General features: G+C 47.9%; 22 protein-coding genes. 5 read left to right on the top strand and 17 right to left on the bottom strand.

Translation table 11 applies throughout. The features are described 5' to 3' along the window. Nucleotides 1-44 precede the first annotated feature (44 nt). The 3 genes from BN3279_RS19085 to thyA form a co-directional block, all read right to left on the bottom strand. Nucleotides 45-1,532 (bottom strand): glutamate synthase subunit beta, encoded by a 1,488-nt coding sequence (locus BN3279_RS19085; RefSeq protein WP_059053013.1) that lies wholly within the window; start codon nucleotides 1,530-1,532, stop codon nucleotides 45-47. Nucleotides 1,533-1,644: 112 nt separating this feature from the next. Next, entirely contained in the window at nucleotides 1,645-2,130 is a 486-nt protein-coding gene (locus BN3279_RS19080; protein ID WP_059053011.1) for a dihydrofolate reductase, read from the bottom strand. A 31-nt stretch (nucleotides 2,131-2,161) separates the two neighbouring features. Further along, the gene (gene thyA / locus BN3279_RS19075; protein ID WP_059053009.1) at nucleotides 2,162-2,956 is read right to left on the bottom strand and encodes a thymidylate synthase; all 795 of its coding nucleotides are present in this window, start codon (nucleotides 2,954-2,956) and stop codon (nucleotides 2,162-2,164) included. A 273-nt stretch (nucleotides 2,957-3,229) separates the two neighbouring features. Here thyA and BN3279_RS19070 point away from each other — a divergent pair, with 273 nt between their 5' ends. After that, nucleotides 3,230-4,003: a hypothetical protein gene (locus BN3279_RS19070; RefSeq protein WP_059053008.1), complete on the top strand. Its 774-nt coding sequence runs from the start codon at nucleotides 3,230-3,232 to the stop codon at nucleotides 4,001-4,003. Nucleotides 4,004-4,139: 136 nt separating this feature from the next. Continuing rightward, the gene (locus tag BN3279_RS19065) at nucleotides 4,140-4,973 is read left to right on the top strand and encodes a class I SAM-dependent methyltransferase (RefSeq protein WP_059053006.1); all 834 of its coding nucleotides are present in this window, start codon (nucleotides 4,140-4,142) and stop codon (nucleotides 4,971-4,973) included. 69 nt (nucleotides 4,974-5,042) lie between these two features. Here BN3279_RS19065 and lpdA read toward each other — a convergent pair whose 3' ends face one another. From lpdA to pdhA, 4 genes are read right to left on the bottom strand one after another with little or no spacing between them, the layout of a single operon-like run. After that, nucleotides 5,043-6,458, bottom strand: coding sequence for a dihydrolipoyl dehydrogenase (lpdA, locus tag BN3279_RS19060; RefSeq protein WP_059053004.1), 1,416 nt, complete (start codon nucleotides 6,456-6,458; stop codon nucleotides 5,043-5,045). 4 nt (nucleotides 6,459-6,462) lie between these two features. Next, nucleotides 6,463-7,755: a dihydrolipoamide acetyltransferase family protein gene (locus BN3279_RS19055; protein ID WP_059053003.1), complete on the bottom strand. Its 1,293-nt coding sequence runs from the start codon at nucleotides 7,753-7,755 to the stop codon at nucleotides 6,463-6,465. Between the two features lie 27 nt (nucleotides 7,756-7,782). After that, nucleotides 7,783-8,760: an alpha-ketoacid dehydrogenase subunit beta gene (locus tag BN3279_RS19050; protein ID WP_059053001.1), complete on the bottom strand. Its 978-nt coding sequence runs from the start codon at nucleotides 8,758-8,760 to the stop codon at nucleotides 7,783-7,785. A 48-nt stretch (nucleotides 8,761-8,808) separates the two neighbouring features. After that, entirely contained in the window at nucleotides 8,809-9,876 is a 1,068-nt protein-coding gene (pdhA, locus tag BN3279_RS19045; RefSeq protein ID WP_059052999.1) for a pyruvate dehydrogenase (acetyl-transferring) E1 component subunit alpha, read from the bottom strand. Between the two features lie 255 nt (nucleotides 9,877-10,131). Here pdhA and BN3279_RS19040 point away from each other — a divergent pair, with 255 nt between their 5' ends. Continuing rightward, nucleotides 10,132-10,860 carry an alpha/beta hydrolase gene (locus tag BN3279_RS19040; protein ID WP_059052997.1) on the top strand — a complete coding sequence of 243 codons (729 nt, stop codon included), beginning with the start codon at nucleotides 10,132-10,134 and terminating at the stop codon, nucleotides 10,858-10,860. Between the two features lie 72 nt (nucleotides 10,861-10,932). Here BN3279_RS19040 and BN3279_RS19035 read toward each other — a convergent pair whose 3' ends face one another. Then, nucleotides 10,933-11,628 carry a trimeric intracellular cation channel family protein gene (locus tag BN3279_RS19035; protein WP_059052995.1) on the bottom strand — a complete coding sequence of 232 codons (696 nt, stop codon included), beginning with the start codon at nucleotides 11,626-11,628 and terminating at the stop codon, nucleotides 10,933-10,935. 142 nt (nucleotides 11,629-11,770) lie between these two features. On the opposite strand from BN3279_RS19035, the gene BN3279_RS19030 reads away from it, so the two are divergent. After that, nucleotides 11,771-12,412 carry a thiamine diphosphokinase gene (locus BN3279_RS19030; RefSeq protein ID WP_059052993.1) on the top strand — a complete coding sequence of 214 codons (642 nt, stop codon included), beginning with the start codon at nucleotides 11,771-11,773 and terminating at the stop codon, nucleotides 12,410-12,412. Between the two features lie 258 nt (nucleotides 12,413-12,670). After that, entirely contained in the window at nucleotides 12,671-13,183 is a 513-nt protein-coding gene (locus tag BN3279_RS19025) for a C40 family peptidase (protein WP_059052991.1), read from the top strand. Nucleotides 13,184-13,197: 14 nt separating this feature from the next. On the opposite strand, the gene BN3279_RS19020 is transcribed toward BN3279_RS19025, so the two are convergent. The 9 genes from BN3279_RS19020 to BN3279_RS18980 all read right to left on the bottom strand — a co-directional run bounded on the left by BN3279_RS19020 (nucleotide 13,198) and on the right by BN3279_RS18980 (nucleotide 22,011). After that, nucleotides 13,198-13,875, bottom strand: coding sequence for a winged helix-turn-helix transcriptional regulator (locus BN3279_RS19020; RefSeq protein WP_059052989.1), 678 nt, complete (start codon nucleotides 13,873-13,875; stop codon nucleotides 13,198-13,200). Between the two features lie 103 nt (nucleotides 13,876-13,978). Next, entirely contained in the window at nucleotides 13,979-14,977 is a 999-nt protein-coding gene (locus tag BN3279_RS19015) for a hypothetical protein (RefSeq protein ID WP_059052988.1), read from the bottom strand. Continuing rightward, the gene (locus BN3279_RS19010; RefSeq protein ID WP_059052986.1) at nucleotides 14,964-15,515 is read right to left on the bottom strand and encodes a hypothetical protein; all 552 of its coding nucleotides are present in this window, start codon (nucleotides 15,513-15,515) and stop codon (nucleotides 14,964-14,966) included. The genes BN3279_RS19015 and BN3279_RS19010 overlap by 14 nt, the downstream gene beginning before the upstream one ends. Nucleotides 15,516-15,526: 11 nt before the next feature. Beyond that, nucleotides 15,527-15,985: a hypothetical protein gene (locus BN3279_RS19005; RefSeq protein ID WP_148466880.1), complete on the bottom strand. Its 459-nt coding sequence runs from the start codon at nucleotides 15,983-15,985 to the stop codon at nucleotides 15,527-15,529. Between the two features lie 31 nt (nucleotides 15,986-16,016). After that, nucleotides 16,017-16,508: a hypothetical protein gene (locus BN3279_RS19000; RefSeq protein ID WP_059052982.1), complete on the bottom strand. Its 492-nt coding sequence runs from the start codon at nucleotides 16,506-16,508 to the stop codon at nucleotides 16,017-16,019. A gap of 21 nt (nucleotides 16,509-16,529) precedes the next feature. Further along, nucleotides 16,530-18,647 (bottom strand): hypothetical protein, encoded by a 2,118-nt coding sequence (locus tag BN3279_RS18995; protein WP_232436889.1) that lies wholly within the window; start codon nucleotides 18,645-18,647, stop codon nucleotides 16,530-16,532. Further along, nucleotides 18,610-20,430 (bottom strand): P-loop NTPase family protein, encoded by a 1,821-nt coding sequence (locus tag BN3279_RS18990; RefSeq protein ID WP_059054571.1) that lies wholly within the window; start codon nucleotides 20,428-20,430, stop codon nucleotides 18,610-18,612. The genes BN3279_RS18995 and BN3279_RS18990 overlap by 38 nt, the downstream gene beginning before the upstream one ends. A 28-nt stretch (nucleotides 20,431-20,458) precedes the next feature. After that, the gene (locus tag BN3279_RS18985; RefSeq protein ID WP_059052978.1) at nucleotides 20,459-21,304 is read right to left on the bottom strand and encodes a hypothetical protein; all 846 of its coding nucleotides are present in this window, start codon (nucleotides 21,302-21,304) and stop codon (nucleotides 20,459-20,461) included. Next, nucleotides 21,301-22,011 (bottom strand): hypothetical protein, encoded by a 711-nt coding sequence (locus BN3279_RS18980; protein ID WP_059052976.1) that lies wholly within the window; start codon nucleotides 22,009-22,011, stop codon nucleotides 21,301-21,303. Before BN3279_RS18980 ends, BN3279_RS18985 begins: the two co-directional genes overlap by 4 nt. Between the last annotated feature and the right edge of the window lie 23 nt (nucleotides 22,012-22,034).

The raw sequence follows: 22,034 nt of genomic DNA, 5'->3' as shown, positions 1-22,034 counted from the left end.
GCTTTATTTGATTATAACACAATGCCCCAAAATGTTCCTGTAAATTACACCAGCACTGTCGAACCCATCAGATATTTATCTACTTCACGAGCCGCAGCCCGACCCTCATTAATAGCCCATACTACAAGACTTTGTCCCCGGCGCATATCTCCGGCAGCAAACACCTTGTCAACGTTTGTTTTGAACTGGCCGTATTTAGCTTTGACGTTGGTCCGGCGATCACGATCCAGACCTAGCTGGTCAGCCAGGGTTGACTCAGGACCGTCAAATCCGATAGCAATCAAGGCCATCTGAGCCGGGAAGACCCGCTCGGTTCCCGGAATCGGTTGATACACCTTACGTCCGGTTTCATCCACGATCCGCTGAATTTGTACCGTATGCAATTCCTTCAAATTCCCTTGCTCATCCCCAACAAAGCGCGTAGTCATAATGGAGAACTCCCGAGGATCGTTGCCAAACAATGCTTTCGCTTCCTCTTGAGCATAATCCAAAGTATAGACATTCGGAAATTGCGGCCAAGGGTTGTTAAGCGCATCGCGCTCAAGTGGTGCTTGATTATGTGTGCCAAATTGCGTAATGCTGCGGCAACCGTGACGCAGAGCTGTGGCTACGCAGTCGGAGCCGGTATCACCGCCACCAATTACGATCACATCTTTGCCTTCTGCGGACAGATACTGCCCATCGGTAAGATTAGAATCCAAATAGCTCTTGATCGTTCCGTTAAGGAACGGCATGGCGTAATGAACCCCATTCAATTGGCTGCCCTCAATATCAAATTGCCGTGGCTTTGTTGCACCGCCGCATAATACGACCGCATCAAACTCTTCAACCAATTGCTCCGCCTTGATATCTCTACCAATTTCGGTGTTAGTTACAAACTTTACACCTTCTGCCGCAAGCAGATCCACCCGGCGTTGCACTACGTCCTTATCCAGCTTCATCGTTGGAATGCCGTACATCAGAAGGCCGCCGATCCGGTCAGCCCGCTCATAGACAGTGACTTCATGTCCGGCTTTATTCAATTGAGCCGCGCAGGCAAGACCAGCAGGACCAGAACCGACTACAGCCACTTTGTGGCCTGTCCGTTTCTCCGGAGGTTCAGGAACAACCCAGCCCTCTTCAAATCCTTTATCAATGATTGCCTGCTCGATCGTCTTAATGGTTACTGGCTGCCCGATCAGGCCCACAGTACAGGAGCCTTCACATGGCGCAGGACACACCCGACCAGTAAACTCTGGAAAATTATTGGTCTTGTGCAGACGGTCCAGCGCGTCCTTCCAGAGGTCGCGGTAGATCAAATTATTCCACTCCGGAATCAGATTGTGCACTGGACAGCCCGATGTGCCGCCAAGCATATCGACGCCCACATGACAATAGGGTGTACCGCAGTCCATGCAGCGGGCCCCTTGATTACGCAAGTCCTCATCGGACATATGTTTATGAAATTCTTCCCAGTCCTTCACCCGTTCGGACGGGCTCCGGTCACCGGGAAGTTCTCGTTTGAACTCCATGAATCCTGTTGGTGTAGACATTGATCAGTTCCCCCATCCGTAATCTAAGCATCCGTGTATCTAGATGTTAGCATTCGGGAAAACTGTTATTAATGGATTAATAATATGATAATTTGCACTTATCCTCATTTTATTAACGACGCGTGTAAGTTAAAAATCGGTAATTGAAGGGGTTTTTCTCATCTTTGATCCCCTGCTCTTCATGGACTAATTCGAATTTATTCCAGTCAAAATGCGGGAAGAAGACATCTCCCTGAATATCTTCATCGATGCGTGTCACTAGCAAACGGTCTGCTAATGGCAAGAAATGCTTGAAGACCCCCGCTCCGCCGATGACCATCAATTCTTCATCTGCCGCAACCTTGCGAGCTTCCTCAATTGAATGCACAATTTCTGCCCCTTCGGCCACATAAGAGGTATCACCCGTCAATACCACGCTGTGCCGACCTGGAAGTGGCTTACTGCCCATCGATTCCCATGTTTTGCGTCCCATCAGGATCGTCTTTCCTATCGTTTGCGACTTGAAGAACTTGAGATCAGCAGGCAACCTCCATGGCAATTGGTTGTTCAGACCGATAGCGCCATTGCTGGACATAGCCCATATAAGGGTAATTCCCACGTTCACCGCTCCCTTTCCCTTCAGCGCCGTTTTATACAGCTACCGTAGCTTTAATGGTTGGATGATGTTGATAGTCAGTAAACTCAAAATCCTCGTAAACGTAATCAAAGATTGAGTCTGGCTTGCGCTTGATCACCAATTTTGGCAATGCATAAGGCTCTCGTTCCAGTTGGGTCTTGACCTGCTCTACATGATTGTTGTAGATATGGACATCACCGCCGGACCAGATGAACTCTCCGACTCCCAGACCACACTGCTGCGCAATCATGTGCGTTAAGAGCGAATAGCTGGCAATGTTGAACGGCAGACCAAGAAATGTATCTACTGAACGCATCGTCAGCATGCAGGATAATTTGCCATCCGCCACGTAAAACTGAAATACAAAGTGACATGGTGGCAGCTTCATTTGATCTACCTCAGCCACATTCCAGGCGCTAACAAGGTGACGCCGCGAATCAGGATTGTGTTTGATGGCTTCAACTACAGCAGCAATCTGGTCAATCTTCCGGCCGTCCGGAGCCTCCCAGGAACGCCACTGCGAGCCGTAGACCGGACCTAAATCGCCGTTCTCATCTGCCCATTCGTCCCAGATACGGACACCATTCTCTTTGAGATAAGCAATATTCGTATCGCCACGTAAGAACCATAGCAGTTCATGAACCACCGATTTCAAATGAACCCGTTTGGTCGTTACCAGCGGAAATCCTTCATTTAGATCAAAACGCAGTTGTCGTCCAAATACGGAACGTGTTCCGACCCCGGTACGGTCTTCCTTCGAGGTTCCCTTATGAAGCACGTCTTCTAGTAAATCCAAGTAATTTCTCATTGTTCTCGAACACCCCGCTACCTTAATCTATTCCTTCCCTATTATAGCCAGAGTTCTCCATAATGAAAAGGCAAGCCTTAATGAAACAAAATCAAACGTATGTTCTTATTTATATTGACAATGATAGTATGGAAGGTTATAGTAAAAGAACCAAATCCAAATAGATTCGCGAGTGAAGCACCTCGCAAGATAAGCGATATGAATATCGTTTTCTTGCAGGTGCTTTTTTGCGTGTCTACTGGGTTTTATTAAAAGTATTAGGAGTGAGTCTTCATGAAGTATAAGCCAATGATACGCTTGAACGTGCTGTTTCTCAGCATGCTGCTGCTCATGTCTGCACCAGAGGTCCAGGCCGCCAAGGCCGGAGAAGGATGGGATAGCGCCTTGAACAGCATCGACACCCTGTATGACGGACTGACAGCCGTACAAGCCGGTGTCAAGTTGCAAAGCGCCGAAGTTACCGCTTTGCGTAAGAGCAATAATGAGAGACTGTCTGCACTTAAAGCGAGAATCAAGGCTATCGACCAGCCGTTGATTACCCGTTTGACCCAGGAAAGTGAAGGACTGCAACGCAAGCACGCCTCTTTGCTGGATCAGTACAATGCTTTAGGCAAGCAGGCTACAGCCGCCAGGAAGCGAAAGGACAAGAAAGCGGTAGATCTGTTTGAACTGAGGCGCAACAAGCTAAAGCCTTCGGCAACCGCGGCCTCTTCGGAGATCAAAGCGAAGAAAGCTGCGCTTGCGGCCGCCAAGAAAGCCGCTGCAGCCAAAGCCAAGATGGTCAAAGATGCCCTCGTACCAGTTCAAAATCTGAAAAAACAAATCACTGCCGAGAATAAGGTCATCGCCGCCGCTCGCAAACGGCTGGCCGCGGCCGACAAGCGTTATAAAGCTGCCGTCAAATCCGGTGATGCCGTCTCGGCTATCGTTGAATTGAAGACGGTCTATGATCAGACCCGTCAGGTTCATACTTCCCTCAAGACGGTCCATGATTGGGAGAGCAAAATTGCCAAGTCTCTCACCGCAGCTACGGCCAAGCTACCATAGCACCATGAATGATAATAGAGGACGCTCCTGCCGTTATGGCAGGGGCTCTTTTTGTATGCTTTCTGGATTCATGTATAATCGGTAATATAATCCTTAAATCTAGATTGACTCTATAATCCTGAAGGAGTGGTTTTAGTTGAACGAACATATCCGTGTTAATAATGTAGAACGATTTAGCGGGTTTGGCGAGCTATATGACCGTAATCGTCCTAAAGCCCCGGAGGAAGTCATCAAGATATTGACGATGTATCTAGGGCATTCCCCACGCCTCGTCGCCGATGTGGGTTGTGGAACCGGCCTCTCCTCCTTCATATGGCTGAATCAAGCCGAGAAGATCGTTGGTGTTGAGCCCAGTGATGATATGCGTGCCGTCGCTCTGTCGCGATGGGAGCAGCAAGACAAGCCGGAAAGCCTAAGCTTTGTGCAGGCTCTGTCGCACGCCCTGCCTTTTCAGGATGACAGCGTCGATATCATTACCTGCTCTCAGTCCTTTCATTGGATGGAGCCACAGCCGACCTTGCAAGAATTTGCCCGTGTCCTGCGCTCTGGGGGGTTGTTCGCCGCTTACGACTGCGACTGGCCGCCAGTTAGCCTTCCTGAACTGGAACAAGGCTATAAGCGCTTGATTCGGCTTGCCGATGAATGGGCCGTCCAATTGGCCGAGCCTGAGAAGCAGGCCCATAAATGGCCGAAGGAAGGGCACTTACAGCAAATCCGTGAGTCAGGATGGTTTGATTTTACCCGCGAAATTGTGTTCCACAACTGGGAGACTTGCGATGCCGAGCGCTACATCAACATCGCCTTCAGCCAAGGGGGACTCCAAACGGCCTTAAAGCTAGGCACCAGTGAACTTCATTCGGATGCCGAACAGTTTCGCAATCAGGTGCAGGACATCTTTGCGGGAGCTACCAGAGACATTATGTTCAGCTACCGTATGCGTCTGGGAAGAAAAAAAGAGCAGGACCGATAATCGGCCCTGCTTTAAATATGCTTAGGAGTTAAATCCTGCTCTCGAAAGAGCGTTTGAACCGCTATTCGATTAGCGAGAGATTACGTGAATAGGATGACCTTCTACCAGTTCTGCTGTTTCCATAACGATTTCGCCCAAGGTTGGGTGAGCATGTACAGTCAGCGAGATATCTTCCAGAGTTGCACTCATCTCGACCGCAAGACCCAACTCAGCGATCAAGTTAGAAGCTTCAATCCCCACGATTTGCGCACCCAGCACCACGTTGTTTTCTTCGTTAGCAACAATTTTGATGAAGCCATCAGGCTGGTTCAGGGAAGTAGCACGGCCGTTGCCCGCAAACGGGAACTTACCAGCTTTAACCTTGAAGCCTTTTTCCTTCGCTTCCTTCTCCGTGTAACCAACGCTTGCGCATTCAGGATCCGTGAAGCATACCGCAGGCATTCCTTTGTAATCTACAACAGAAGGTAATCCGGAGATGACTTCTGCTGCAACCTTACCTTCGTAAGAAGCTTTATGTGCAAGAGCAAGACCTGGCACAATGTCGCCAATGGCGAAGATTTGTGGGTTAGTTGTGCGTCCTTGATGGTCCACCTTAACCAATCCACGATCAGTCAATTCAACGCCTGCGAGTTCAAGGCCCAAATCGCCATCTGTGTTAGGACGACGACCTACAGTTACTAACAAGTAGTCAGCCGTTACTTCTTTAGCTTCACCATTTACCGAATATTTAACAGTTACGTTTTTATCCGTTTGCTCTGCACTTTCCGCTTTGGCATTCGTGATAATTTCGATACCTGTCTTCTCCATGTTCTTCGCAACCAAACGAGTCATATCCTTGTCGAAGCCAGGAAGAACTGCGTCTGCGCCTTCAATGATCGTTACTTTTGTACCGAACTTGGAATACATTTGACCAAGCTCCGCACCGATGTATCCACCACCGATTACGATCAAGCTGGATGGAACTTCTTGCAAGTCCAATGCTTCTGTTGAAGACAAGATGCGTCCGCCAAATGGGAATGGCTTCAATTCGATTGGGCGAGAACCCGTTGCAAGAATACAGTTCTTGAACCGGTAACGCGGCGATTCATGATCGTTAAATGCACGAGCTTCTGTGTTGTTAATGAACATCACTTCGCCGTGGAAAATTTCGATCTTGTTGCCTTTAAGCAAACCGTTAACACCTTGGGTCATTTTTTTAACGACACCATTTTTGAAATCTTGTGTTTTTGTAAAATCGACTTTTACATTTTCAGCACTAATCCCGAAAGCTTCACCATGAGAAGCATTTTCGAATTGATGCGCCGCAGCAATCAAAGCTTTGGATGGAATACAACCGCGATTCAAACACACGCCACCAAGCTCCGATTTATCTACGATAACAACCTTTTGTCCAAGCTGAGCTGCACGAATTGCAGCTACATAACCACCAGGACCAGCACCTACGACCAATGTATCAATATCAAGAGAAGCGTCTCCTACTACCATTACATTACACCTCCATTACAAGCAGCTCAGGATTAGCGAGCAGTTGTTTGATGTAGTTCATAAAGTTTTGTGCCGTTGCGCCGTCGATCAGACGGTGGTCAAAGCTGAGGGACAGAGCCATTACAGGCGCTACAACAACTTCCCCATCGCGTACAACCGGCTTTTCACTAATCCGGCCTGTACCCAGGATAGCTACTTCAGGGTAGTTAATGATCGGTGTGAAGAACATGCCGCCAGCAGAACCGATGTTGGAGATGGAAATGGTGCTGCCTTTCATTTCGTTAGCGCTAAGCTTACCTTCACGTCCACGAAGAGCCAGGTCAGAGATGGATTCAGCAATCATCCAAATGCTCTTACGATCAGCATCCTTGATGACAGGAACGATCAAGCCATTATCTGTATCTGTAGCAATACCGATATCATAATGCTTCTTGTACACAATTTCGTTGTTCACTTCATCGATGGAAGCATTCAGTGCCGGGAATTTACGGGAAGCAGCTACCAGTGCCTTCACGATAAACGGCAGGTAAGTTACTTTAATGCCCTTCTTCTCAGCGACTGGTTTCATACGAGTACGGAAGGCTACCAGTTCGGTAACATCTACTTCATCCATAATCGTAACATGTGGTGCGGTATAAGCGGATTTAACCATCGCGTTCGAGATCGCTTTACGGATACCCTTAAATGGTACGCGTTCTTCGTACGATCCTTGCGGGATTTCAGTAGGAGCTGCCGCCGGAGCCGATGTTGTCGTAGCAGCCTCTGCTGCTGGAGCTGCCGCGGAAGACGCTGCCGGAGCACCACCGTTCTTGAAGGCTTCTACATCTTCGCGAGTAATTTTGCCCGCTTTACCTGTACCTGCAACCTGCGCAATATCAATGCCTTGCTCGCGAGCAAACTTGCGAACGCTTGGCGTTGCCAATACTTCGCGGTCAGAAGCTACCGGTGCTGCTGGTGCCGAGGCACTTGCCGCAGGCGTTGCTGCTTCAGCAGGTGCCGGAGCTGCTGCTTCGGGCTCTTCATGTGCCGGTGCATCACCTTGATCAGGAATATCGCCTTCAGCATCGATGACAGCTACTACCTGCCCTACACGGAAGACTGCTCCATCAGTACCGAGCACCTCTTGTACTGTCCCGTTAACCGGACATGGTACTTCTACAACCGCTTTATCGTTTTGAACTTCCATGATGATATCTTCATCTGTTACGGTATCACCCGGTTTGATATGCATTTTGATAATTTCGCCTTCATGCAGACCTTCCCCGAGCTCAGGAAACCGGTATTCAAATTTTGCCACAGGAATTACCTCCCATTTTTTGTCTAATTAAAATTCAAGAACTTTATTGACGCCTTCAATGATTCGGGCTGGAGACGGGAGCCATTGATCTTCGATTTGCGCGAACGGATAAATCGTATCCGGTGGCGTAATACGAAGCACAGGAGCTTCCAGATGTAAAATAGCTTTTTCGTTGATTTGAGCAATAATTTCAGCGGCAATACCTGCCGATTTTTGAGCTTCTTGTACGATAATGACGCGATTCGTCTTCTTGACAGAAGCTACAATCGTATCAATATCAAGTGGTACCAGCGTACGCAAGTCGATAACTTCGGCTTTCACACCGTTCTTCTCCAACTCGTCTGCAGCCTTCACTGCCGTGTGAACCATCATACCGTAAGAAATAATCGTCACATCAGAGCCTTCACGAACGATGTTCGCCTTACCCAATTCAACGGTGTATTCCCCTTCTGGTACTTCATCACGGAAGGCATGATACAAGTTCAAATGCTCCATAAAGAATACTGGATCATTATCGCGGATTGCCGAGATCAGCAAACCTTTAGCATCATAAGGATTTGAAGGGATAACCAGCTTGATCCCTGGTGTTTGAGCAATCAAACCTTCAAGAGCGTCAGTGTGCAACTCAGCCGCTTTTACTCCGCCGCCAAACGGTGTACGGAATACGATTGGTGCATTGTAACGACCACCGGAACGGTAGCGCAAACGAGCCGCTTGTACCAAAATTTGATCCAGTGCTTCAAAGATAAAACCTACGAATTGAATTTCTGCAATTGGACGGAACCCTTGAATACCAAGGCCCACAGCCATACCGCCAATCGCTGATTCCGCCAGCGGCGTATCCATTACGCGATCTTCACCAAAATCCTTTTGCAAGCCTTCTGTAACGCGGAATACCCCGCCGACATTCCCTACGTCTTCACCGAAAATAATAACGTTCGGATCACGTTCCAATTCGACGCGCATTGCATCCCGAATTGCTTCTTTCATATTCATCTGTGCCATTGCTTGTATCCTCCTCTATAGAACGATCAGACTATTTAAATGTTCAGCTTATTTAAAATCGGCTTTTTGCTCTTCCAGATGTTTTGGCGTGTGCTCGAACATGCTGTCGATCAGGCCTGGGATGGTCATTTTCTCAGTTTGTTCCGCTTTTTTAATTTGTTCGTTGACTTTCGCCTTGGCTTCATCCTTCACGCGAGCCGTGTCTTCATCCGTCCAGAGGCCTTTCTTATTCAGGTACTTGGCCAGACGATTAATTGGATCTTTCTCGCCCCATTCGCCTTCCTCTTCTTTTGTCCGGTACTTGGAAGTATCGTCAGACAAGGAATGCGGACGGAAACGGTAGGTCACAGCTTCAATCAGTGTAGCCCCTTCTCCGTTACGGCCACGCTCAGCGGCTTCTTGTACAGCGCTGATGACGGCAAATACGTCCATCCCGTCGATCTTCACGCCACGAATTCCGGCAGCAACTGCTTTATGAGCAATCGACAAAGCGGCAGTCTGTTTGGAGAATGGTGTCGTAATGGCATAACCATTGTTTTGCACGAAGAAAATAACAGGCAGCTTGTATACTCCAGCAAAGTTCATTGCTTCGTAGAAGTCGCCTTCGGAAGAACCGCCGTCACCAGTATAAGTAATAGCTACTTGTTTTTGTTTCTTCAATTTATAACCCATAGCAATCCCCATCGCATGCAGCACTTGCGCACCGATGATGATTTGTGGCATAAGTACATTAACACCTTCAGGAATTTCACCGCCGTGTTGATGACCACGGGAATACAGGAATGCTTGATAAAGCGGAAGACCGTGCCATACAAGCTGAGGCATATCGCGATAGCCTGGGCAAACGAAATCCCCTTTCTCCAAAGCAAATTCACTACCTACCATAGTCGCCTCTTGGCCAGATACCGGTGCGTAGAAGCCCAAACGACCTTGACGGCCCAGGTTAATCGCACGTTCGTCCCAAGTACGGGTAAATACCATACGGTACATAAGTTCTTTTAATTGATCGTCGGTCAAAGCCGGGACTTTATCTTTATTCACAATCTCGCCATCCGGCGAAAGCACGGTTAAAGCTTCAACTTCTTCCGTATACACTTCATAAGGAATCTTGCTCATTTTTTTCACCTCGACTAAATATTTGATTATCTTGTGCCTCTGTTATAGAATTATTATACAACTGTTTCACTCAATAAGTCAAAGGATTTCAGGTTAATTGTGTTATATTTTTATTTTTGTTTATGTAACAGTTTATTCGAATTAGTATAACACCTTCCTTTTTTCAGGGAATGTCTACGACCCATTTCTCACGATAAATTCTATCTGAATCCAGTATTAAAAGCAAAATTTAAAGGAACGGAGCGTGTTTGAACCATGACTGATTCACGTTATCTCAAACGAACCATTATTAAGGAAGAAATCGAAAGTGAGTTTTTAGGAGAAAAGCGCTATCTTCGTGTTTACCTTCCTCCAGGCTACAACGAAATTATCAGCTATCCTGTCGTATATTGTCAGGACGGTGAGGAGTTTTTTAACTTTGGACGAATTGCTACCCATGCTAACCAACTTATATTAGATGAAGGAATTGATCCCTTTATCATCGTTGGCGTAGAAGTGAACACCACTATACGTACTGAGGAATACGCTCCATTTGGCAACCGCTTCGAGGCCTACACAAGCTGTTTTACGGAAGAAATTATTCCCTTCATTGAACAGAAATATCCGGTTCGCCGCGAACCGGGGGAACGGATTCTAGCCGGCGATTCACTGGGAGCGACTGTTTCCCTTCATTTAGCCTTGAAAAGACCGGATTTGTTTGCCAAAATCATCAGCTTGTCAGGGGCCTACTATGAGCCTTCATTGAAACTGCTGGCCCAAGAGACTGATCTAGCCGCTCTATCGCTCTTTATGATCGTTGGCCTACAGGAACAGAACTATACGACTGATACGGGCACCTATAACTTTGTTGAACTGAACCGCAAAGCCAAAGCGTTGCTGGAAGAGCGTGGTGCCAAGGTTACTTATTTTGAGAAGGATGGCAAACATTTGTGGGGCTTCTGGCAACAAGAGCTCCCGGATGCGTTAATCCATTTCTTGAAATAGCGCTTACATCTTTTCATTCGAACAAGGCTGCCCTGAAAGCGATTAAAGCTCGGGACAGCCTTGTTCATTTTCCTATTCTGCCGCTGAAGGGGTTTGATCCCTCACGACAACCCGTTCTGTGGTCCCCTCGGTTAGCCCGGATTCTGTCCCCATATGAATGTTCCCCGTTTCCAAAGACCGGCGAGGCAACTTCCATTTGTAGTGCACCGAAAGCATACGAAAGAAGACAACGAGAACAAACAAGAGGATAAGTTCGACAGTGGATTGAAACCAACCGAACCCCACCGCTAAACCGGCCATCATTGCCCATACGGCATAGATTTCCTCCCGAAGTACCAACGGCTTGCGCCCGGCAAGTAAATCGCGAATGATTCCCCCACCAATTCCCGTCAAGACCGCCGCAACCAGCACCGCGCTGAGTGGGTGCTTCATTTCTGTGGCATAAAGCGCACCTTGGATAGCAAAGGCGGACAAGCCAATGGCATCAAACAGCACCTCCGTCCGCTTCCAATGCCGAATCCACGGCATCGGCAGGATGAAGGCAATTAATACAGACAATACGGCCAGTAAAATTAAATCCCCCTGCGCCCATAAGGTAGTGACCGGAACACCAATTAGCACATTGCGGATAATTCCGCCGCCAAAAGCTGTGACTAGGCCCAGCACCACTACCCCGAGAATGTCATACTTCTCCTCCATCGCCACGAATGCGCCAGACATGGCAAAAGCAATGGTTCCAATGATGCTGAAAATATCAAATATGTGCATGTTCCCGTCCTTCTCTGCCTCTTTCTGTTAGCTATTTTCTATCATTCCTCATTGTAGGCCCTCAAGATGAAATTGTGCAAGCCTAAAATCTGAATTATACTAATTTAATGAACCGATTTATGTACGAAAGGAAGATTGAAACATGACTAACAATCGGGTACTCATTTTTGCCGGTGGACGTATTGACCCGGCCCTCGTCCAAGAGATTCGTGAAGACGACTACACTATCGGGGCTGATCGGGGCGCCTTGTTCCTGGTGGAGCATGGCATCAAGCCGAATTTGGCAGTAGGTGACTTCGACTCCGTCAGCGAGGATGAATTGGAAATCATCCGGAATAACAGCAGGGAGCTCACAACCTGCGACGCGCTGGACAAAGACTTAACCGATACCGAGCTTGCCTTTGATCTGGCCATTCGTCTTCAGCCGCAAGAAATTATCCTTGTCGGAGTCCTCGGCACTCGTATGGACCACACTCTTGCCAACATACATATTTTGCTGCGGGCCGTTCAGCATCAGATTGCTTGCAGCATCTGGGATGAATACAATCATATTACGCTGACTGGCACAACTGCCCAGGTTGAAGATCGGGGTTATACGTACGTCTCCCTGCTTCCAATCACTCCAGAGGTTACAGGTATTACCCTGGATGGTTTCCTATATCCTCTGGATAAGGCTACTTTGAAAATGGGACAATCGCTAGCCGTCAGCAACAAACTTATTGCTTCAACGGGTACGGTTAAAGTTGAAAGTGGTTGGCTCCTGATTATTCAGAGTCGGGATTAGCTTCGTAAATAAAACAAAATTGTAATCATTCAAAAAAAGCCCATAACCCCTTGTTACTCAAGGGATTATGGGCTTTTTACTCATTGTCGTTTATCCTTTTCCTAGAAAAAAAGCAATTTTTAATCGTTTTTTAATAATCTGCCCCAAAGCTTTGATAGACAAGGCATTGAGCCTCATATACCAATTTTTAGAAGATTACAAACCTGTTATACTTCATTACGAACCAAATTAACAAAATTTTGGAGGTACTACAACAATATGAATAAACGCAGCATTTTCCAAAAGGTATTGACAGTCGGACTAGCTTCCGCCATAGGATTCGGCACTTTACTTACCAGCGGAGTTGGAACGGTACAGGCAGCAGAATCTGCAGAGAGCACCGCCGTATCCACTGGAACCAGTGTGGTAAACTATGGCAAGAAGTTTTTGGGAACACCTTATAAATTTGGAGCTTCCACCTCAACCAGCCGCGTATTCGATTGCTCATCCTTTATCAAATATATATTCAAGAAATATGGAGTTGATTTGCCACGCACCTCGTCAGCTCAGTCCAAAGAAGGCTATGCTGTATCCAAGGCCAATCTCAAGGCTGGCGACCTCGTGTTCTTCTCTAGCGGTAGCCGCGCTACCGGTAAGAATGTAACTCATGTGGCCGTTTATATGGGGAGTGGAAAAATTCTGCATACCTATGGTAAGCCGGGAGTAACAATCTCTGACTTGAACTCCGGCAACTGGAAGAAGACTTATCTCAAGGCACGTCGCGTCCTGTAATGGACAGGCCATACTTATTTTAACATATAGCCTGTGCCGTGGATCGTATACAGTAGCTTGGGTGTACGACCACGGTCCAGCTTTTGACGTAAATGGCGGATGTACACATCCACCACATTAGTCCCCGTTGCAAACTCATACCCCCATACCTGCTGCAAAATCATTTCGCGACTGCAGACCTTACCGGCCCGCCTGGCTAAAAATAAGAGCAAATCGAATTCCTTCGATGTCAGCATTATCTCCTCGCCATCCCGGTAGACCTTGCGGTTGCGAAGCTCCATACGTAACGGCCCGTAGCCCAACTCCGTAGCAGAGCCATCGCCAATCTGCTTGTAAAGGGAGAGCAAATGGCCCATTCTAGCGTAGAGCTCAGCCATGGGAACTGTAACATTTACACAATCATTAACCCCACTGGCGAATGCTTGCACCACGGTTTCCGAGTTCCACTCATGAAGTAGCAGAATAATGGGAAAGGGGGCGAACCGACCGATCTGCTCTAACACTCGCTCCCATTTTTCTTCGGTAAGATCGGTCCCGAGCAAGACCAACTCCGGCAATTCATCATTTAAACGATGGATTGCCTCATCCCCGCTTTGACACCATCCCACTTGGTAACCGACTTCCTCAAGGCCGTCTTTGATTCTAGTCCCTTCCCCTCCATTCTCCAGCACCAGCAGTATATATCTTCGCATCCATATGACCACCTTACTTGCAATTACCAAGCTGAAAACTTAACTTTTTGAACATGCATTTATAAGATGTTCAATCTGGCTGCAAACCATTCTCCAGCGTATGTCATTCCAGCCATCGGCATTGTGATGCGAAATATCCCTTCGCCGCTGCTGCCTGCTCACTGGAGAACACCTCTTCAATCAGGTAACGGCCATCTTTCACAGTTGCACAGGTATCCCGCTCGTAATACTTCATCCCCGTTACCAAATCAACAATGCCAAGAATGGTCGAGGACCGAACCAGCCGCCCGCCCCCAAGCGCATAGTTATTGTAGTAACGATCACCAACAGGAATCCCTTGTAGAAAAGCAATGATGCCAACATCATCCAATGTATTGTTCCATTCCTCCTGCGAGATGGTTGGAAGCGTGAAGGTATAGCGCACTCCCTGTCTAGCAGCATAGTCATTATGGAGGTGAATGGCTTGCTCCAGATCCTGTTCAATACTATGTACAATCGCCGAGCGGCGTACCGCTTCAAATCTTAAATTGTCCTGAAGCAACGGGATGACCGTCTCATCCTTTAGTTCACCCTGTCTTCCGCTTAGCCAGCGCTGCTCAGCCGCATCATACACCGTTACATAACTATCTAGCGTAAACGCGATACTGTTCCCTCCAGCGTCGGCATAAACATAAGGCTTCTTGTCTCCCCAACGGTGAATTAGGGACGATTCTTGGTCGTATTCGGAACCAGCCCTGGTTGCATATACATAATAACCGTCGTAATCAATTACAACCACCGCCGGAATGAACGCAAGCAAGGCCTGTTGACCTACCCAATCATCAGCCACATCAAAATTGACATACATCGTTCGCAGGAAAGCAGCCAGAGCTTGTTCCTTATCAGCCCGCATCCATTTATCTGATCCGTAGCCGTTCTCAAATCTCTGCAGCTCGTTTCGATTAAGCGCCTGACCCCCATCCTGCGCAGATGTCTTCAATGCCGTTGTATAGCGAATGTCCAGTCTGTTCATCTCCCGAGCATTTTCAATATGTAAGCTTCCCAGCCACAGCATGGGGGTTACCAGAAGTACAAAGATGATCGCCCAGTCAGTAATCTTCATTCAAGACCATTCCTCCATATGTCATTAAGCCAGAAATCTCCGGGGCAGGCCCACCATATAAAAAATCAGAGAAAATATCCATCGGTCCACGCGAATGATCTGTCAATGTTACCGAGAAATAGTCGCCTGTCTGAAGCTTGTATGGCCCTCTCTCCTTCGGCAAGCCACCCTTATCCTCTGGAAATAATACAGACAAAATTTCGGGGGAATAGTAGGCATCATATACAACACTGAAATCATTCAAGAACGTATTCGGATTGGCTGGATCGCCATACTCGGGGTGGTACTTCTTCCGTCGATGCTCCAGTTCCACCTCATGTATTCCACCCCCTACTTCCAGTTGTCGAATAAATTCTTCGTACATCACTGGGGATACATACCCCTTGCTCCTGACTGCGTCAGCGAATTGAACCATGGCCTGATAAGCGGCCAAATAATGAATGTCCTCCTGCCGCTGAGCCGTCTGCAAGGCTGGATAAGCAAACAATAACAAGACAGCCAGCAGCGCAGCAGTCATCTTGGACAGAATATCGCTCACACTTTCATCTCCTACCTTTGATAGAACAACATATTCTGAATGTTTCCATCTGCATAGTAAGTCCGTTTAGCCATATATTCAGCATTCAAATCAAGCACAGTTAGCGCAATATTGCGACTTTCCTCCAGTACGTCCAAAGAGTCCGTAGCCCTACCAGTTGTCAGTGTCCACCCATCTACGATGACCACCTGTCCCTGGATACACCATTGCTTCAAGCTATGTATAATCTGTAATCCGGTATACATGTCCAGATCCCCGCTAGCTTGGGTATCGCTGTACATAGCAGTCAATCCCGAGCCTTGTGCCGCCCCCATCCGCGTATACACACTGCGAACGGAGCTATGCGAATTCATGGCAAGATGGTCTATCGTCGAATGCTGGCGTTGGTCAAGGCCCAGAGTCAAGCTGGCTGCCGCCAGGCAAAAGCTGATAGAGAACAGCAGCCACATCATTCCTCTTACGTGATTCATAGACATTCGCCCAACAACTGCACAACAACAATCAAGGAATCACCGTGGTTTGAGTAAATACCACCCCACGCACGACGTTTGACTTATCTTTGATTACTCTCGCCTTGAATTTTCCACTTGGGTTGACATATTCGTTCAGAATTTCATTCCATGAATTCCCGATATCTGCATTGCTTGGTGCTATGACCGAACCGTATTTCTCTGAACCTTCCGGATCACTCAGATTGAGAATATCACCATACCATTCGCCTCCACTGTTCTTCCCCGTCTTCACCAATACACCGAACTGCTGGCGGTCATTAAATTTCCGCAAAGCGTTAGTAACCTGGGAACCGCTAATAGTCGTATCGTCATAAACTGTAAATGAGGCTTGGGACAATTCCGTTTGAATATCGGAAAAATGATTTTGTGCGGTTTTCGTCGCCTCCTGTGCTGATACAAATAAAATCACTACTATTGTAATCAAGGCAATGGTCAGAAAAATTCCTGCCGCTACTTTTAATGCGGATGATGCATTGTTCATAATTTATTGTTCTCCTTTAATTTATAATTTTTGGATTTGCTCAAAGTACAAGCCCATCTGCTCAAAGCTCATCCAGATTAACGGAATAACCAAATACGCAAATACAAGCGAATACATAGGGGTAAAGCCGATAATTCGTCCCAGTCCCGCCTTGGTATCCAGCGACTTCTCGTAATCAAGACGACGACGTTCGAAGTGATACGCCATTTCTGTATCCAAATCATCGAAGGCATCGGCAATGGTGATCTTCTCAGTGGCCAATATCAATTTGTCTGCCAAACGCTGGAATTCATCCAGGTTCACCTCGTCCTTCAGCTCCTGCAGGGCTTGCTCAGCCCCATGCCCGTAATTGAGCAAACATCGCTGCAATGGGGTACGGAAAATCACTGCATAAGAGGCCAGCCAATCCAGGATTTCCTCTACGGAAATTCGCTCCAGTTCACGCAAGATAGCGATCATCGTCTGGAATTGGTATACCTCGTGCTTCATGTCCATCAACCGCATAAAGCGTTGAAATTGCAAAGCCCACAACGGAAAATAATATCCAGTTAGCCCGGCCATCAAAGCTAGGCCGATTTCCCACCATTTTAAATACTCACCATTCCATCGTTGCAGTTTATCAATGATTCGGTTCGTAGCTGCAACAATATCCTCAGAAGAAACTATGTTGCCTTCTTGATTTAGCTGCGCTTTGACCGATTGAGCAATGACATCATAAGTCAACTGCTCCTTCATACCGATTTCCTGCATGACAGCCGCATCTAGTTCAGCCTCTTGTCGTCCTGCTTGCATCCTATCCTGAGGCACGGCTCCGAAAAACACAGTTTCCCTGGGAGGCTCCGTCATAATTCGTTGCTGAGAGAGGAAATGCAAGGCTACGGCAAAGCCCAGGGCCAGAAGAAAGCAGAAGATAAAGCTACATATTCTTCTTATCTGGAACCACTCCACGCGTATCCGCTCATTTGTATCCTTAATTAGCCGTGCCAAACGGTAATAAGTCATTGAGTCAGGAGACGGAACAAAGCAGCGCCATATCCAGGCTAATCTGCCATACTCGAGCACAACCGCTTCCCATGGTTTATTCTCTGGTTCTGCCCGGTAGGAGGTCTCCACCTCACTCTTCAGCTTTTGAAGCAGCATATAACAAAGCAAGATAATCAAAAAAATGCCTAGCTTGATGAGAATTCCGGCTTTGCTTAAATAGAACTGATCCATTAACGGAAAATTCCCTCTGGCCCAAATTTCAATAGGCTTAGTGAAAAACACTGGCAACAATGCAATGATATGTAGTCCCTTAAGCAAATAATCAAGCCGGTTCTTACGAGTAAGCTCAAGTTGTATTTCTCCCGTCAAGCTGCTGATTCCGCGTAAGTAAAGTGAGCCACGTTCACGCTTGCGGTCCCCATACTCTAGTACCAATCGGGAAATACCGGCAAAGGCCTTCAAGAAACGATTGGGCGCCGTTTCGTAGTATTTATCCAGCGCCTCATCCGGGCGGGAATTCTCTAGCGCTTCACTAATCAAATGAGCATGTACCCCAACCTCATGCCCCGTCTCTTCGCCCGCTTCTTCAATGGCATCAGCCACCATCCCATGTCGGTGGTAGGCATGTCTTACAGCAGTAAAAAAATCAAGCATTTGTTCCAGCAGCTTCTTCTCCAGTTGATTGACATAACCGTCCAGCAGCAAGCCCTGAATGACAGCAGCGGCAAGCAATAATAATAGAAAGAAACTCCAGCTTGGATTCAAGAGCGTTAACAATACAATTCCAAGGGTAAATGAACCGATGGTTCCAAAAACAAACTTCATGGTTTGCCGCCTGAGCTCAAATTCGTTATAACGATGAATGATGGCTAGCCGAGTACGAACCTTCCAGATATAAAGCTTAAGTGGCGGGCACTTCATGCCTAGCGCATAGGACTTTAACAAGAAGGACGAGAGGACTGTGCCAAGCCAGCGTAGAGACTGTCCCTCGACGGCATCAGCTTCTACGGGTCCATCTGCCCAGAGAGATTGCTCCTTCCTTCCCGCATACCGTCCAGCAATATAGAGCAGTAGCCCACCAGCTAAAGACAAGATGAGGATAAACAACAGAAACGTCTTAAGCTCCAATCGTCTCCCCCCAATACGTGCTGGCAAATTGACCGAAAGCAGCCGCATCCTTGGGCAGCATTTCCCTTATCATGGCTTGCCGGCAACGGCTTGAAATAGGCTGCACAGCGACATATCCTCCGTCACGATACTCAACGATGATTCGTTCAGTATATCCATGGCGAGTTGATCCAACCTCGCCATCGATAGCTGCTTCACTCGGCTCTAGCCGATAGCATTCGGTAATGCGTTCAATATATCGATTGCCCTCCATATCCCGGCGAAGGTGTATATCAAAATCAATAACGGAGGCCACCTGGAGTTCCGCAATGTTCTCATCCCTGAACACGCCAGTCTTAAGCAATGAATTGCGTAACGACTCAATCAGATCCCTGAACGTCTTGGCGTGGTGCGTAAAGATCGTAAACAAGCTTGCAACCTGAGCCATCTGCACCATCCAGGCTGCCACCTCATCCGTAGCTACCTCCCCTAGAATGTTGACGGTCCCGTCTGTTTTCTTCTGCAAATCCAACCCCGCTTGGCCGCTTACATAGTCCGTTTCCCGGAAGCTTAAAATATTTCGTCCGCTGTACAATCGCCGTAGGTTAAGCTCGAAGGACATCTCTTGCACACGTAGGGTATAAGCTGCATAGATATGCTTGACCATGGCCATCAGCAGGGTAGTTTTTCCCGATCCTTGCGACCCGGTAATTGAAGTAATTCGACTGCCCTTCATCAAATATTTGAGCAACTGCACCGGGAGCCCCGCATTGTTGCCCTGAATTAACTGTTCAAGAGCAGCGTTCTGTACATCAAACTTACGGACGAAGAAAGCCCAGGTCTCGGCAAAGGGGGGCCTTACTACCACAACCCGCGAACCATCCTTCATTTCATTGACTTTAAATCCGTTTGCTTCGGATAGTTGTCCGGGCAGGTTGAACTTATAAATATTTTGACAAACCCGCTTTAACTCAGCTTCACTGCCAAAGGACAGAAAGGATAAACGCAGGCTTTTACCCTTATAGAAGATCCAGACACTTTCCCAGAAGCTGACAACCCGTTCTCCATCCTCATCCAATGGAAAGTCTGGAACTGAATGCATCCATGCATCCTGTAGATGATCGTCTGCTGCAAAGCCGCCCGAAACTCCGCTTACCCCTCCGCTAACGCCATCAATTCGCATTTCTCTTAGCTCGTCGATGACTGAAAACCCCTTATACCCTTGATATACACGCTGAACCACGATATCGAGCTTCTCCTGGAAGGAGAGAGAGCGGTATTCCAAATAAAATACCCGATCGACATCTTGTCCGTTGATTTCAAAAACCGGGGTACCATCCCCCGCCTTAGGTGGCTTGGCTTCATCCAGAGCATAGTCTTCAATCATTCGGCACAAGCCTTCCGTGCCATGACGCAAACGGTAAAGATAAAGAATGATATCGAACCGATCCTGAGATGTCAGCAAATCACGACGCTGAAAAGGAATAACGTTATCTATATTCCCTTCATGAACACCGCAGCTTCCGGTCAAGATATCACGGATAAATGATTTGACATAACGCTTATCCCGCAAGTCTCCGTAGGTACAGCCCCGCAATGCTTGCCGAAGTTCTGTCCGTGCTTTGACCCGCCGACTCCAGGCATCCTCACCGATTCCCCAATCGTTGCTATGCGGGCGGCTCAGCTCGTGCAAGCCCTCCTTCACCTGATTGATCAGCACTGTAATACTATAGGGATCCTGATTACTTCTTCCTTGCCCTATTCGGTCAGACGAGGTGCGGACCTTTAACCAAAGGTATAGCAGAACAAGCAGCAATATTAGCGCAATCATCAAACCGTTGGTCAACTTGTTCAATTCCTCAGGCCCCCTTCTCTTGCCTTGAACCGTTGTGGGCCTTAACCTCCGCAAGCTTGAGCAGCTTGCCTCCAAGACGATAAAATTGATCCAATAACTGCTGATGAGCATTTTTGGGCTTGGGCACCCATTTGTATTTACGGAAAAAGGATAAAATGTCCTGATCATTCCAGGTATCGCTGAACTCCGAATGATGCGGGATGCCAAATATGGGCAAGCTGGATTTATAGCGGCGTTGAATATTGGCCAGATTCCAGTGGGAGTTTGCATCAAATGAAGAGATAACTACACAGATGCCTGGGTGCTGTCTAACCAGGTACGGGGCCACATCAGCGAAGAACAGCTCCAACTGTGCTCTCCGCTGCGGAAGTACCGCAATCATAATGTCCCCTTCGTGCCGGGAACGCAGGGCCTCACTCAGTCGTCGACGGCCCTGAAGGTGCATCACGACCAGATCATAAGTCTGTTCGGCCATTTGCAACATAGCCGTAACCTCTCGATCACTCTCCCCACCCAGAGCCAATCCGCCATGTTGTAGCCCGCCAGCCAAATCAAGCCTTCCCCGGAGCAGAGGGAGCGTGTAGTCAGCGAAATTCTCGGGCTTTAACCGCCCGCTGGCTGCCATACGTAATAAGGCATCCACGCCGAATTCAGCCAGTGACTCATCGGCCCTCCCAGCCTGATGGCGCAGTATGGATTGCCTTAAGCCCTCCTCAGGCCCGCTTGAGACCCGGCCTTGATTAAGCAGCAATACCCGCTTTGGATAATGCAGGCCCAACATGATTGCACAGGCAGTGGCGATTTCAGCAGCTACGCCTTGACCTCCGTCCCAGAATAACAACCGGCTCATGCCTGTCTCCTTTCCGCCTGACGGAGTGCTTTCCTCGCTACAGTCGACTCCCAACCCGCCAATTCATGCAATAGCTGACGCAGAGCCCTTTTGTAAGAACGGGACAGATGGGCAAGATGCAACCGGCCCGCATGCTCGTTCTCCAATTGAACAGCCAGATTCAATTCGTTCCAGGGAATGCGAATCGCCTCCTCACGCCATTCCAAAGCAAGTCCATCCATAAAGCTCATAATGTAATCGCTGTTCAGGTAGCAGTCCACGGTGCGGATATATACTGGACGAATAGTCATCCCCCGCAACTGAGGCCACAAATGCAACAAAGTACGGAACCACTGTGCACTTGCCTCCACCTCATAACGGTCATACGAGGTTACCCATACGATCTCATCCGCAGTGGCAAACCACTCAGGCCCAAGACCACTTAATGACTCCAGATCATACAGCTCGTAATCATAACCATTATCGATTTTCCCATCTGACCTCTTCACAGAGACCTGCGCAGCCGTCAGCGGGCCTGTAATAACATCGAAGCCACAAAATTCAGTCACGGCTAATCTCGAATCATTGCCCCCCAGCGCATAGCGGTACTTTCCGTTCTCAGTGCCATCCGCCAGCAATACCTTTAAGCCCGTTGCTGCCAATGCACTGCATAGATACAGCAACAAATCACGTTTATCACTTTTGCCTACAAACAACCAACGTTTCACATCAAGGCCTCCTTTATTTCACC

The sequence above is a fragment of the Paenibacillus senegalimassiliensis genome, assembly GCF_001486585.1.
GTDB lineage: Bacteria > Bacillota > Bacilli > Paenibacillales > Paenibacillaceae > Fontibacillus > Fontibacillus senegalimassiliensis.
This window is presented reverse-complemented; position numbering and strand designations above follow the sequence as displayed.

Bases quoted from the DNA above. Each gene is read 5' to 3' on its own strand.
- BN3279_RS19085 (WP_059053013.1), bottom strand. From the start codon at position 1,532: ATGTCTACACCAACAGGATTCATGGAGTTCAAACGAGAACTTCCCGGT.
- thyA (WP_059053009.1), bottom strand. From the start codon at position 2,956: ATGAGAAATTACTTGGATTTACTAGAAGACGTGCTTCATAAGGGAACC.
- BN3279_RS19070 (WP_059053008.1), top strand. From the start codon at position 3,230: ATGAAGTATAAGCCAATGATACGCTTGAACGTGCTGTTTCTCAGCATG.
- lpdA (WP_059053004.1), bottom strand. From the start codon at position 6,458: ATGGTAGTAGGAGACGCTTCTCTTGATATTGATACATTGGTCGTAGGT.
- BN3279_RS19050 (WP_059053001.1), bottom strand. From the start codon at position 8,760: ATGGCACAGATGAATATGAAAGAAGCAATTCGGGATGCAATGCGCGTC.
- pdhA (WP_059052999.1), bottom strand. From the start codon at position 9,876: ATGAGCAAGATTCCTTATGAAGTGTATACGGAAGAAGTTGAAGCTTTA.
- BN3279_RS19040 (WP_059052997.1), top strand. From the start codon at position 10,132: ATGACTGATTCACGTTATCTCAAACGAACCATTATTAAGGAAGAAATC.
- BN3279_RS19035 (WP_059052995.1), bottom strand. From the start codon at position 11,628: ATGCACATATTTGATATTTTCAGCATCATTGGAACCATTGCTTTTGCC.
- BN3279_RS19030 (WP_059052993.1), top strand. From the start codon at position 11,771: ATGACTAACAATCGGGTACTCATTTTTGCCGGTGGACGTATTGACCCG.
- BN3279_RS19025 (WP_059052991.1), top strand. From the start codon at position 12,671: ATGAATAAACGCAGCATTTTCCAAAAGGTATTGACAGTCGGACTAGCT.
- BN3279_RS19020 (WP_059052989.1), bottom strand. From the start codon at position 13,875: ATGCGAAGATATATACTGCTGGTGCTGGAGAATGGAGGGGAAGGGACT.
- BN3279_RS19015 (WP_059052988.1), bottom strand. From the start codon at position 14,977: ATGAAGATTACTGACTGGGCGATCATCTTTGTACTTCTGGTAACCCCC.
- BN3279_RS19005 (WP_148466880.1), bottom strand. From the start codon at position 15,985: ATGAATCACGTAAGAGGAATGATGTGGCTGCTGTTCTCTATCAGCTTT.
- BN3279_RS19000 (WP_059052982.1), bottom strand. From the start codon at position 16,508: ATGAACAATGCATCATCCGCATTAAAAGTAGCGGCAGGAATTTTTCTG.
- BN3279_RS18990 (WP_059054571.1), bottom strand. From the start codon at position 20,430: ATGATTGCGCTAATATTGCTGCTTGTTCTGCTATACCTTTGGTTAAAG.
- BN3279_RS18985 (WP_059052978.1), bottom strand. From the start codon at position 21,304: ATGAGCCGGTTGTTATTCTGGGACGGAGGTCAAGGCGTAGCTGCTGAA.